The sequence below is a fragment of the Burkholderia savannae genome, assembly GCF_001524445.2.
Lineage (GTDB): Bacteria > Pseudomonadota > Gammaproteobacteria > Burkholderiales > Burkholderiaceae > Burkholderia > Burkholderia savannae.
Map to the genome: position 1 here is coordinate 1,975,897 of NZ_CP013417.1, position 12,390 is coordinate 1,988,286.

A 12,390-nucleotide genomic window follows, 5' to 3' on the forward strand; every position below is an offset into this window, starting at 1 on the left:
CGGCGGCGACGCTTCGCCCGCGCGCGGCGCGCGCCGCAAGCGCCTCTCGCCGCGGCGGCCGCGGGCATCAAGCGAGCAGCGTGTCGTCGTGCGCCATCATCAGCGTGCGCATGTCGTGCCACATTCCGTAGTAATGCACGATGAAGCTGTCGGGGCGGCGAAACAGCCAGGGCGTGTTGATGCCGATCATGTCCAAGACGGCTTCGTCCTGAAGCAAGCCGGCCCTCGACATCGCCTCGATGAACTGGAGCTGGTCGCCGTCGCCGGCATAGACGCCGGATCGGTCGGGCATCGCGGCGATCGTCGCCATGAGATCGCGCAGCATCGCGTCGTTGCGCGGCGTGCGCCGAAAGCCCATCACCCCCGAGTTGAACGGCCACTGGCCGACGTCGCGCGCGAGCAGCACGTCGCGGCCTTCGAGCATCGGCTCGAGCTTGCGATGCGGGTCGGCGATCAGCACGTCGGCGTCGAGCCAGACGACCCAGTCGTGATGTTGCAGGTAGCTGTGCAGCAGCCACGGCTTGAACCAGTTGCCGGTTGCGTCCAGGCCGATTTCGCGCGGAATGTCGCGATGCACGTAGAGCGTGTAGCCCTGCGCTTCGCAGTAGCGGCGGAAATTGCCTTCCGCGATTCGCGCATAACTTTCGATGTGGGAGGTATAGAGCGTCGTGAGCGCGATCGCGCGGCCGGGATTGTACGTGCTGCGCTCGGCGGCGTCGGCGGCCGGATACTGCGGAAACGAAAACATCGGCAGCGCGGCGGCGCGGCACCGGTTGACGTGCTCGACGAGCACGTCCCGGAAGCGCGGCGTCACGCCTTTGTGATCCGGCGAATCCGGCGCGTCGTCGATGCTGACCGCGAACGTCGGCACCCGGCTCCAGAGCGGATCGTAGTTGTATCCGGTCGGCATGACGGCGCAGATCCCGTCGATCAACGTCATGTAGTGCTGCGTGTCGAGACCGGCGAGCAACGCGGCTTCGGACGTCGGCGGGCCCTCGCCGCCGAGCCGGCATTGCTTCACGAGCCGCAGCACGGCCTCTCGCACGGCTTGCGTGTTGCGCCAGAACTGCACGTCGACCTGCGGCAGCGCATGCGAGGACGTGCGCACGAGCAGCATGTCGCGACCGGCCATCAGGCGCTCGATCGCAACGGGCTCGACGATCGCCGCGTCTTCGCTCAGCAGCAGCACAAGCTCGCCCGGCCGCGCGCGCCGCAACGCGTCGAGCAGCGCTTCGTAGCGGTACAGCGCACGCAGCGGAAGCGCTTGCGGCATCGCGCAGGCGTCGATCACCTCGTGGCGATATCCGTGCAGCCGCGCATACTGCCGATGATTGGCGAGGCTGGCCGGCGCGGGATGGCAAAAATGGCTGAGCACGATCATGGCGTGGCCTGCAGCTCCTCGGCCCGGCGCCGGACCCGCTTGCGCACGCTGTCCATGTCCCATAGCCCGAGGCAGCGATCGGACATCGGCACCACGCCGATGTCGGGCCCGTAGATGATGCTTTCGTGACTCCCCTCGATCAGCAGCGACAGCGGAGCATCGAGATCGTAAGGCGCCATCTCCAGATTGATGGGCGTCCATTGGCCGGTGACGATGTCCGCGTTGCGCGGATACGTGCGATACACGAAGGTGGTGGTCAGCAGAAAGCGTGCGGACGTGTTCGCGAAACGTTCGAACGCGCGGAACACGTCGGCGTGAGAAAAATGGAACAGGCAGTCGCGGCACAGAATCAGATCGGCTTGCGGCAGCGCGTCGTGCAGGAGATCGAGATGCATGAAGCGGCGGTTCGCCGCCGCCCACGCCTGCTGGTTGGCGGCGACGAGATCCGGCACGATGTCGGCGCCGATATAGTCGATGCCGGTGAGATCGACGTGGCGCATCCAGTTGAAATCGCCGCACGGCACGTCGAGCATCGACTTCACGCCGAAGCGGCGCAGCAGCCCGGGCAATTCGCGAATGATCTGCGCCGCATTCTTCAGCTCGGAACCCCAGCCGGACACGCTCTCCTGCGAATGCCAACCTTTTTCGTCGTAGATCTTCTGGAATACTTGCGACGCGTCGTCTTCCATGTCACACACCCCTTCTTTCGCGAAGCATTGCGGTCGGTCAGCGCCTGCCGGGTCGTGGCAAAAGAAAGGCTGCTGCGGTCGGACTGGCGATGCGCATCGGATTATACGACGCCAAAATCGACGGCACGGCACGGCGTGGCCGGCCGGCTCGACGGGCCCGGCCGGCGTGCGCGATGGCGCCGCACTCGCCTTGCCGGCAAACGACACGCAACGAAGCGGGCATGCCGCCGATACGGCGTACCCGCTTCGTTCATTTACCGAGCCGAAAGAACCGCTGCTTGCGCGGCCCGCTCACTCGACGCGCGCGTCGAGCCCCGCCATGATCGCGAGCCCTTCGTTCAACGCCGGAAAGAGGCTGCGGTTGAAATTGTTCCAGCGCAGCTCGAGGATCGTGTCGCCGGGATCGATCTCGGTGTTCAGCACGTCGTGGATCACCTCGCCCGAATCGACGCCGTTGTCGACGTAATGAAACGATGCGCCCGTCATCTTCACCGGCTCGACGGGCACGGTCTCCATCGTCTTCCAGTCGACGACCTTTTGCCCGCGCGCGCCGAAGAGCGCGTCGAGCGTCGCATATGCGCCGCGTCGCTCGTACGGCGACTCCGCGCGCGTGATGCCCGGATGGATGTTGACGATCCGCCGGCAGTACGGCGCGCCCGGGCGCACCAGTTCGTCGAGGATCACGAGCAGCCCGTCGAGCACGACGAGATCGGCGCCGAGCGCGTCGAGCGTGTCGCGCAGATGCGCTTCGAACGCGCGCTTGCCCGCCGGCCGCGCGGGCGAATCGAGTGGCTCGCGCCGGTATTCGGACGGAATCGCGAGCAGCAGGTCGTTGACGAGCCGGCCCGCTACGCGCAGCTCGGGCGGATAGAACCAGCGCTTGCCGGGCTCGTACGCAAAGCCGTATTCGGCGAGCTTTTCGCGGTCGAGCGGCGAACCCGCGTCGTCGTCGTAGATCACGCGCTCGAGCGAGTACGCGTCGCCGAGCTCGGTGTCGTTCAACGCCCCGACGAGCGATTCGAGCACCGATTTCATGTAGCGCTTGCCGCCCCTGTAGTCGACCTGCTGCCCCGCCTTGTCGGCGGCGGCGTTTCTGAGCGACCAGATGTAGACGAGTTTCTTCTTTGCCATCGCAGTGTTGTCCTCTCGTTCGGGCGGCGCGCCGCCGCGCCGCCCATGGGATGATGAGACGCGCTTACCAGTTGTATTTCGCCGTCGCGATCACGGTGCGCTGGTTGCCGTACATGCATACCGAATCCGACTGGCAGCCGGACACGTAGCGCCGGTTGAACAGATTCGTCGCATTGACCGCGAAGCGCCAGTTGCGCATTTCGTAATGCAGCGCGGCGTCGAAGAGCGTGTAGCTCGGCACCGTCAGCGAGTTGTCGGCCGCGCCCGCCGCCGCGCTCATGTAGCGCACGCCCGCGCCGATCCCGAAGCCCGTGAGCGGCCCGTTGCGCCACGTCCAGTCGGCCCACAGCGACGCGATCTGGCGCGGACGCGGAACGTCGATGGGCCACTTGTTCAGCGTGTTGTCGTTCGCCTGCACGTTCTTCACGTCCTGATAGACATACGCGGCGATCACCGACAGCTCGCGCGACAGATTGCCGACCGCGCTCAGTTCGATGCCGCGCGAGCGCACTTCGCCCACCTGCACGAACGTGCTGCTCGTCGGATCGTTCGGATTGCTCATCGCGACGTTGGTCTGGTTGATCTGATACACGGCCGCGTTCAGCATCAGGTTCTTGCCGGGCGGCTGCCAGCGCAGGCCGGCCTCGATCTGGCGGCCCTTGGTCGGCACCGCGAGCCCGCCGCCCGAGAGCTTCAGGCCGATTTGCGGATTGAACGACGTCGAATAGCTGATGTACGGCGCGAGGCCGTAGTCGCCGAGATAGGTCAGGCCCACGCGCCCGCTGAACGCGTGATCGTTCTGCTTGAAGCTCGTCGAATTCGCGATGTCGTCCTGCAACGTGCGCGTCCAGTCCTGCCGGCCGCCCAGCGTCAGCACCCAGCGCTGCCACTTGATCTGGTCCTGCACGTACAGGCCGAATACGTTGAGCGTCGTCTTCGTGTCGGTGCGCGGATACGCGCCCGGCCCGCTGAAGATATCGGCCGGGATCGGCGTGTAGACCGGCCGGTACAGGTTGAGGCTCGGCGCCTTCGCGAGCCATTCGCTGTCCGTCGTCGTCTGGCGGTTGTAGTCGAAGCCGAACAACAGCGTGTGCGAAAGCGGGCCGGTCGTGAATTTCGCCTGCGCCTGGTTGTCGACGTCGAAGCGGCTGTAGTTGAACTGGAACAGGCCCGCGTAGCGCGTGAGCGTCGCCATCGTCGGGTCCGCGCCGTCGAGGCCGCCGCCGTAGACGGACGCGTCGTCGAGCGACAGGTGCATCCAGCGCACGTTCTGACGGAACGTCCATACCGGGTTCAGCTTGTGCTCGAACTGATAGCCGAGCGACCATTGCTTCTTCCGGTAGTGGTCGAAATTCGCGTCGGCCGTATACAGATCGTCCGAGATCGTGCCGTTCGGGTTCGGCAGCACCGTGCCCTGCGCGGGCAGGAAGTTGCTCGACGTGTCGCCCCAGTCCTGCAGGTACGTCGCGGCGAGCGTGAGCGACGTGTCCGCGTTCGGCTGCCACTTGAGCGACGGCGCGAACGACACGCGCTGATCGGCGAGCGGCCCCGTCTGCGCGTTGCCGTCGCGGCCGACGCCGACGATCCGGTACGACAGCGTGCCGTCCTTGTCGATCTTGTCGCCGACGTCGAACATCAGTTGCTTGCGCGCGTAGTTGCCCACCTGCACGCCGACTTCGCGAATCCGCTCGCCGTTCGCGAGCTTGCTCTGCACGTCGACGATCGCGCCGGGGTCGCCCTGCCCGTACAGCACCGACGTCGGGCCGCGCAGCACGGCGATGCTGTCGACCATGTACGGATCGACGCGCCAGCTCGACAGGTTCAGCGTGTTCGGCACCTGCAGCCCGTCGACGAACACGGTCGGCGTGAAGCCGCGCAGCGCCGCGTACCAGTCCGAGCGGTTGTCCGATCCGTAGCTCGAAAAGCCCGGAATGTAGCGGAACGCCTGATTGATGTCGGTCGCGCCCGTCGCCTCGATCTGCTGCGCGGTGACGATGTTGATCGTCTGCGGGATCTCGACGATCGGCGTATCCGTTTTCGTGCCGCTCGTGCTGCGCCGCGCGACGAGACCGATGGTCGCGTCGCGCGGCGCATCCGCCGACACCGATATCGCGGGCAACGTGCCGCCCGACGCGGTATCCCCATTCACCTGACTGCCCGGCTGCCGCGCGTCTCCCCCCGGCTGCACCGCCTGTGCCTGCGCATGACTCGCCGCCGCGTAAAACGCCACGCCCGCCGCGGCCGCGATCGCACGCACGCGCGTGCTGGTTGCCCACTCCATCTTCCGTTGCTCCAAGTTGCAAAGCGGCCGCGAGGCCGCGCCTTCATCAAAGAGCGATGGCCAGCCGGCCGCCGCTCACCCCGTTGTTATCGTGTCGTGGCCGCGCGCGGCCTTCAGGCCGGGCGGCTTCTTCGTGTTCTGCTCCGTGCGCGCACTCGGCGAGCGACGCGGCGATTTCGTCGGCGCGGCGCGCGAGCACCGACAGCAGCGTGTCGGACAGCCCATGGCTGTCCTCGCAGCAACCTTGCAGATAAATGCGCGGCTTGAAGTGCGCGGGCGTCGCGAGCCGGTAGTCGCGCGCGACGTCGCCCGCCGCGAGCGCGTCGCCGAGATGCGGCGCGAGTCCGTCGAGAAGCGCGAGATGCGTGTCGCGGCGATAGCCCGTCGCGAGCACGAGCGCGTCGAAGCGCTCGGTGCGCGCGTCGCCCGTCAGGCGGTCGCGCAGCACGAGTTCAGCCTGCCCGTTCGCGGTGCGCGCGGCCGATTCGATCGCGGCGTTCGCGAGCAGCCGGTGGCGCGGCGCATCGCCCTTCGCGTCGGCGACGCGCTGCAGGTAGAGCATTTCGTAGATCTGCTCGATGAGCGGCCGGTCGACGACCGCGTAGTTCGTGTCGCGAAAGCGCTCGATCAGCGAGCGCCGGCCGCTCGCCGGCTGCGCGTAGACGACGTCCGTGAACGCCGGATTGAAGATCTCGTTGACGAACGGGCTGTCGTCCGCCGGCTTGAGCGCGCCCGAGCGGATCACGAGGCTCGCCTCCACGTGCGGAAAGCGCCGCGCGAGATCGACGAACACCTCCGCCGCGCTCTGCCCCGCGCCGATCACCGCGACGCGTTTCTTCGAACGGGCATCCGGCGTACGGGCTTCCGGCGCGCCGACGAGCCGGTCGATCGACGTCAGGTAGTTCGACGAATGGACGACGAGATCGGGCCCGAGCGCGGCGAACGCGTCGGGCACGCTCGGCGCGCCGCCGACGCCGACCGACAGCGCGCGCGCGACGCGCTGCCGCTCGCGGCCGTCGGCGTCCTTCGAGAACACGCGCAGCGCGTCGATCTCGCCGCTCGCGCCCGGCGCGGCGACGGGCTCGATCGCCGTCACCGTCTCGCCGTAGTGGACGCGATCGTCGAACGCGTTCGCGACCCAGCTCAGGTAATCGTGGAACTCGACGCGCGTCGGATAGAAGTTCTTCAGGTTGACGAATTCGCTCAGGCGTCCGTGCTCGTACAGGTAATTGACGAACGTGAAGCGGCTCTTCGGATCGCGCAGCGTGACGAGATCCTTCAGGAAGGAAATCTGCATCCGGCAGTCGTCGAGCAGCATCCCGCGGTGCCAGCCGAAGGCCGGCTGGCGCTCGACATGGCAATGCGTGAACGCGGCCGCGTCGCCCGCTTCCGCGAGGCGCACGGCAAGCGCGAGGTTCGACGGTCCGAAACCGACGCCGATCAGGTCGAATACGGTATCTCTCTGCATGTCTCTGATTCCCTTAACGGTGTGGCCGGCGCACTGACGGCGCCGGCTGGACAAAAACGTGACGCGGATCGCGCGCATCGGCGACGCGGCCGATCCGGGCCGGGCGTGACGGCGGCAGGCGGCGCTCAATCGGCATCGCGCGCCTCGGTGGCGGGCTGGCCGGCCGCGCGGGCCGGGTGCGCCCCGAGCGCGGCGAGCGCCGCGAAGCTCGGCGCGGCGAACACGTCGGCGATCGCGAGCGCGAAGCCGGCCGAGCGCGCCGCGTCGACGAAGCGCACGACGTCGAACGACGTCGCGCCCGCTTCGAACAGGTCGTGCTCCGGCGCGGGCGCGGCGCGCCCGAAGCACGCGCGCCATACGTCGGCGAGCGCGTGCGCGCGGCCGCCCGCCTCGCGCGCGCGCTCGTCGCCGCCCGCCGCGCGCGATGACGACGACGACCGTGCGGCGAGCGCGTCGCACACGTCGCGCGGGTCGTGCACGTCGTGCGCGTCGAGCGGAAAACGCGCGGCGGATGCGCCGAGCGCGCGCGCGGGCGCGTCGACGAAGCCGCGCACGACGTCGAGATAATCGGCCGCGAGCGCGGCGACGAACGCGCCGTCGACGCGTTCCGTCGCGTACGAGAACGCGCCCGTCACGCGGCCGTCCGGATGCTCGACGAGGTCGAGCTCCAGCTCGAACACCACGCGGTGCCTGACGTCGTTGAATGCCTCGACGGCAAGCCCCGCCCAGTCGCGCGCGGCGGCGCCCGCTGGCCGCAGGTAGTTGAACATCACCTGGAACAGCGGATTGCCGTTGACCGCGCGCGGCGTGCGCAGCGCGGCCACGACGTCGCCGAACGGCGCGTCCGCGTGCGCATACGCGGCGAGCGCCGCGTCGCGCACCGCGGCGACGAGCGTCGCGGGCGTATCGGCGCTCGTCATGCGCGTGCGCACGACGACCGCGTTGATGAAGAGCCCGAGCGCGCGCTCGGCGGGCTCGCCCGTCAGCTCGCGCGTCGACGCGAGCACGCCGACCGGCTGGTCGGTCGCGCCCGTCGTGCGGTAGAACGCGGCGTTGAACGCCGCGTGCAGCAGCATCGGCAGCGTCGCGTGCGCATCGAGCGCCATCGCGCGCGCGCGGCGCGTGAGCGCGCCGTCAAGCTCGAACGCGAGACGGCCCGCGTCCCAGCGCGGCGCCGCCGCGCGGCCCGCGCGCGGCGGCGGCAGCGCGTGCGACGGCGCGCCCGCGAGCGCCTCGCGCCAGAACGCGAGGCGCGCGTGCGGCGCGGCGGCGGGCAGCACCGGCGTGTCGATGTCGAGCGAATCCGCGCGCGTTTGGGCAACTGTTTCGCCAAGCGTTGCCGGCGGCGCGGCCGAGCGCTTTTCCGCAAGCGATTCCGCCGGCGCGCCGGACGCCGTGGATGGCTCCGCGGCCGCTTGCCCGCCGCCCACGCGCCGCGCGACGTACGCCGAGCGGACCTCGTCGAGCCACAGTTCGATCGACTGGCCGTCCGACACGATGTGATGGACGACGAGCGACAGCACGTGATCGTCAGCGCCGAGCCGGATCACGCGCGCGCGCCAGAGCGGCGCGTCGGCGGCGAGATCGAACGGCGTGAGCGCGTCCTCGTCGGTCAGCGCGACGGCGGCGGCGAGCCGCGCGTCGTCGTCCGCCGCGCCCGAGGCCGCGCGCAGATCGACGATCGGCCATTCGACGCGCCGCGCGGGCGCGATCCGCTGCCCCGGCGCGCCGTCCGCGCGCGCGACGATCCTCGTGCGCAACGCCGGATGGCGGGCGTCCGCATGCGAGAACGCATCGGCGAGCGCGTCGGCGTCGAGCGCGCCCCGCAGCCGCAGCGCGACCGGAATGTTGTACGCGGCGCTGTCCGGCTGCGCGCGCCACAGGAACCACAGCCCGCGCTGCGCGGCGGACAGCGGCAGCACGCCGTCGGCGTCCCGCGCGTACGGCGCGGCGGGCGCATCGCCCGCGCCGTGCGCCGCTTCCACCTGCGCGGCGGCCGCGACGCGCAGCGCGTACGGCGCGAGAATCGGCGCCTCGAAGAGCGCGCGCACCGGCACGTCGCGCGCGAGCCGCTCGGCGACGCGCGTCGCGACGCGCACCGCGGCGAGCGAATGGCCGCCCAGCTCAAAGAAGTGATCGGCGCGGCCGATCCGCTCGGCGCCGAGCACTTCGCGCCAGATCTCGGCGAGCGCCGCCTCGATGTCGTTCACGGGCGCTTCGTACGCGCGCGCGGCGTGCGCGGGCTCGGGAAGCGCCGCGCGGTCGACCTTGCTGTTCGCGTTGCGCGGCAGCGCGTCGAGCACGACGATGTGCGCGGGCACCATGTAGTCGGGCAGCGTGCGGCGCAGGTGCGCGTCGAGCTCGGCCGCGTCGGCGCGCGCCGCGCGCTCGCGCGCGTCGCCCGTCAGTTCGACGAACGCGACGAGCCGCGCCTGCGCGCCCTTGCCGAACACCACCGCCACCGCCTCGCGCACGTCGCCGTGCGCGGCGAGCTGCGCCTCGATTTCACCCAGCTCGATGCGCAGCCCGCGCAGCTTCACCTGATGGTCGATGCGGCCGAGGAAATCGAACACGCCGTCCGCGCGGCGGCGCACGAGGTCGCCCGTGCGATACAGGCGCGCGCCCGGCGCGCCGTACGGATCGGGCACGAAGCGCTCGGCCGTGAGCGCGGCGCGGCCCAGATAGCCGCGCGCGAGCCCGATCCCCTCGCCGCCCAGATACAGCTCGCCGATCACGCCGACGGGCAGCGGATTCAGGCGCGCGTCGAGCACGTGCGCGGTGCGCGCGCCGACCAGCGTGCCGATCGGCAGATACGCCGCGTCGGCGAGCTTTGCCGGATCGTCGCCCGGCTCGAACATCCACAGCATCGGCGTGATCACCGTTTCGGTCGGCCCGTAGCCGTTGACGACGCGCGCGTTCGGAAACGCGCGGCGCATCAGCGCGAACGCCTCGCGCGACGTCGCCTCGCCGCCCACCGTGATCGAGCGCAGCGACGGCGGCGCGCCGTGCTCGAGCGCCCATTCGGCGAGCTGCGTCGCGCAGCCCGGCGGCACGTACGTCATCGTCACGCCCTCGCGCGCGATCAGCGCGCAGGTTCGCGCGGGCGGCCACAGCGTGTCGGCCGTCACCGCGACGGCCGCGCCCGACATGTATTGCGAAAACCAGCCCTCGTGCGCGCCGTCGAAATTGACCGACTGGAACAACATGAACACGTCGCGCTCGGTCGCCCCGTAGCGCGCGGCGATCGCCTCGCAATGGCGTGCAAACGCGCCGTGATCGACGACGACGCCCTTCGGCTTGCCCGTCGAGCCCGACGTGTAGATCACGTACGCGGCCTGGTGCGGCGACACCTCCGGCAGCGCGACGCCGTCGATCCCGGCGTCGGCGATCGCGTCGTCGACGAGCCACGCGTGCGCGGCGCCCGAGAGCGGCAGCGCGTCGATGCTGCCGCGCTCGGTGATTACGTGCGCGATCTGCGCGTCGTCCAGCATCTGCGCGAGCCGCTCGCGCGGGTGGCTCGGATCGAGCGGCACGAACGCGCCGCCCGACTTGAGCACGGCGATCAGGCCGACGAGCAGATCGACGGAGCGCGACAGCGCGACGCCGACGCGCGTCTCCGCGCGCACGCCCGCCGCGACGAGCCGCTTCGCGAGCCGCGTCGCGCGCTGCTCGACCTCGCCGCGCGTGAGCGCGCGCTCGACATCGGCGGCGCCGCGCGCATCCGGGCGACGCCGCGCGTGTTCCGCGATCCGGTCGTGGACCGACACGAACGGTTCATCGAAAGCCGCGCCCGAAGGCGTGCCGGCAAGCTCGCCGAAAGTTGCGTCGACGGGCCTGCCGGCCCGCTCGCCCGGCGTCTCGACGACAACGCGCGCCGACGCCGCGCCGCCGCGCTCGCGATCCGTGAAATCGTGCGTCTGCCCGTTCCACGCGGCGAGCTGGCGGCGCTCCGCCTCGGGCAGCCATTGCAGATCGCCGAGCGCCGCGCCGGGCGCCTCCAGCGCGTGCGAGAGCAGCTCGACGTAGCGCGCGGCGAAGCGCTCGATCGCGTCGGCGCCGAAGATGTCGGTCGCGTACACGAAGCGCGCGTCGAGCCCGCCGTCGTCACGCTCGTCGAAGCTGAGCGCGAGGTCGAATTTCGCGTACGGCATGCCCGAGGGCAATTCGGTTGCGCGCACGTCGGCGAACGACGGCAGCGCGCGCCGCGCGCCGTACGCGGCCATCACCTGAAAGAGCGGATGGTGGCTCGCGCTGCGCGCGACGCCGAGCGCGTCCACCACCTGATCGAACGGCACGTCCTGATGCGACTGCGCATCGACGAGGCCGCGCTGCGTCGCGTCGACGAGCGCGTCGAACGCGCGCGTCGCGCCCGTTTGCGCCGCGAGCGTCAGCGTGTTGACGAAAAAGCCGATCAGCCCGACGGTCTCGCCGCGCTCGCGGTTCGCCGACGGCACGCCCATCCGGATCTCGGGCTCGCCCGACGCGCGCGCGAGCAGCGTCGCGAGCGCGGCGAGCAGCACCGCGAACGGCGTCGCGCGGCGCGCCTGCGCGAGCGCGCGCACGCGCCGCGCGAGCGCGGCGGGCACGTCGAACGCGTGGCGCGCGCCGCTCGCGCTGCGCTGCGCGGGGCGCGTCGCCGCGCCCGGCAAAAGCAGCGCGTCGCGGCTCGCGTCGAGCGCCGCGCGCCAGTGCGCGAGCTGCCGCTCGCCCTCGCCCGCGTCGAGCCAGCGGCGCTGCCACAGCGCGTAGTCGGCGTACTGGATCGGCAGCGGCGCGAGCGACACCGCCTCGCCCGTCGCGAACGACCGGTAGAACGACGACAGCTCCGCGAGCATCACGTCGGCCGACCAGCCGTCGGACACGATGTGGTGCGTCGTCAGCACGAGCCAGTGCGTCGCCGCGTCGAGCCGGATCAGGTGCGCGCGCACGAGCGGGCCGCGCGCGAGGTCGAACGCCTGCGCCTCCTCCCGCGCGGCGACGGCCGCGGCGCGCGCGTCGCGCGGCGCGGCGGGCGTGTCGGCCGCATCGGCATCGGCGTCGGCGAGATCCGTGTAGCGCCACGGGCAGCGCATCGGCGCGTGCACCGTCTGCAGCACGCCGTCGGCGCCTTCGGCGAACGTCGTGCGCAGCGCCTCGTGGCGCGCGATCAGCGCGTCGCACGACAGCCGCAGCGCGTTCGCGTCGAGCGCGCCGTCGAGGCGCAGCCGCTCGGTGATGTGATACGCGGCCGATTCGCCGAGCAAGCGCGCGTGCAGCCAGAGGCGCGTTTGCGCGAACGACGCCGGCACGCTCGCCGCGCGGTCTTCGCGCGGCGGAATCGGCAGCATCCGGAAATCGATCCCCGCGTCGCCGAGCTTCGCGAGGAACTGCTTGCGCTGCGTGTCGGGCAACCGCGCGAAGCGCGCGGCGAGCGACAGCAGATCGGGTGTGGTCATGCGGG

General features: G+C 70.6%; 6 protein-coding genes. All 6 read right to left on the bottom strand.

The genetic code is table 11. The annotated features are described in order from the left end of the window. Positions 1-67 precede the first annotated feature (67 nt). The 6 genes from WS78_RS09765 to WS78_RS09790 all read right to left on the bottom strand — a co-directional run bounded on the left by WS78_RS09765 (position 68) and on the right by WS78_RS09790 (position 12,385). A complete protein-coding gene (locus WS78_RS09765) occupies positions 68-1,381 on the bottom strand; it encodes a glycosyltransferase family protein (RefSeq protein ID WP_059574975.1) in 1,314 nt (437 codons plus the stop codon). After that, positions 1,378-2,070 (bottom strand): class I SAM-dependent methyltransferase, encoded by a 693-nt coding sequence (locus WS78_RS09770; RefSeq protein WP_059574977.1) that lies wholly within the window; start codon positions 2,068-2,070, stop codon positions 1,378-1,380. Before WS78_RS09770 ends, WS78_RS09765 begins: the two co-directional genes overlap by 4 nt. 291 nt (positions 2,071-2,361) lie before the next feature. Continuing rightward, positions 2,362-3,201, bottom strand: coding sequence for a formyltransferase family protein (locus WS78_RS09775; protein ID WP_038743055.1), 840 nt, complete (start codon positions 3,199-3,201; stop codon positions 2,362-2,364). Between the two features lie 64 nt (positions 3,202-3,265). Next, the gene (locus WS78_RS09780; protein WP_059574979.1) at positions 3,266-5,482 is read right to left on the bottom strand and encodes a TonB-dependent siderophore receptor; all 2,217 of its coding nucleotides are present in this window, start codon (positions 5,480-5,482) and stop codon (positions 3,266-3,268) included. Between the two features lie 46 nt (positions 5,483-5,528). After that, positions 5,529-6,950: a lysine N(6)-hydroxylase/L-ornithine N(5)-oxygenase family protein gene (locus WS78_RS09785; RefSeq protein WP_059574981.1), complete on the bottom strand. Its 1,422-nt coding sequence runs from the start codon at positions 6,948-6,950 to the stop codon at positions 5,529-5,531. Positions 6,951-7,075: 125 nt separating this feature from the next. Beyond that, the gene (locus WS78_RS09790; RefSeq protein ID WP_059574983.1) at positions 7,076-12,385 is read right to left on the bottom strand and encodes a non-ribosomal peptide synthetase; all 5,310 of its coding nucleotides are present in this window, start codon (positions 12,383-12,385) and stop codon (positions 7,076-7,078) included. Between the last annotated feature and the right edge of the window lie 5 nt (positions 12,386-12,390).

Bases quoted from the DNA above. Each gene is read 5' to 3' on its own strand.
- WS78_RS09765 (WP_059574975.1), bottom strand. From the start codon at position 1,381: ATGATCGTGCTCAGCCATTTTTGCCATCCCGCGCCGGCCAGCCTCGCC.
- WS78_RS09770 (WP_059574977.1), bottom strand. From the start codon at position 2,070: ATGGAAGACGACGCGTCGCAAGTATTCCAGAAGATCTACGACGAAAAA.
- WS78_RS09775 (WP_038743055.1), bottom strand. From the start codon at position 3,201: ATGGCAAAGAAGAAACTCGTCTACATCTGGTCGCTCAGAAACGCCGCC.
- WS78_RS09780 (WP_059574979.1), bottom strand. From the start codon at position 5,482: ATGGAGTGGGCAACCAGCACGCGCGTGCGTGCGATCGCGGCCGCGGCG.
- WS78_RS09785 (WP_059574981.1), bottom strand. From the start codon at position 6,950: ATGCAGAGAGATACCGTATTCGACCTGATCGGCGTCGGTTTCGGACCG.
- WS78_RS09790 (WP_059574983.1), bottom strand. From the start codon at position 12,385: ATGACCACACCCGATCTGCTGTCGCTCGCCGCGCGCTTCGCGCGGTTG.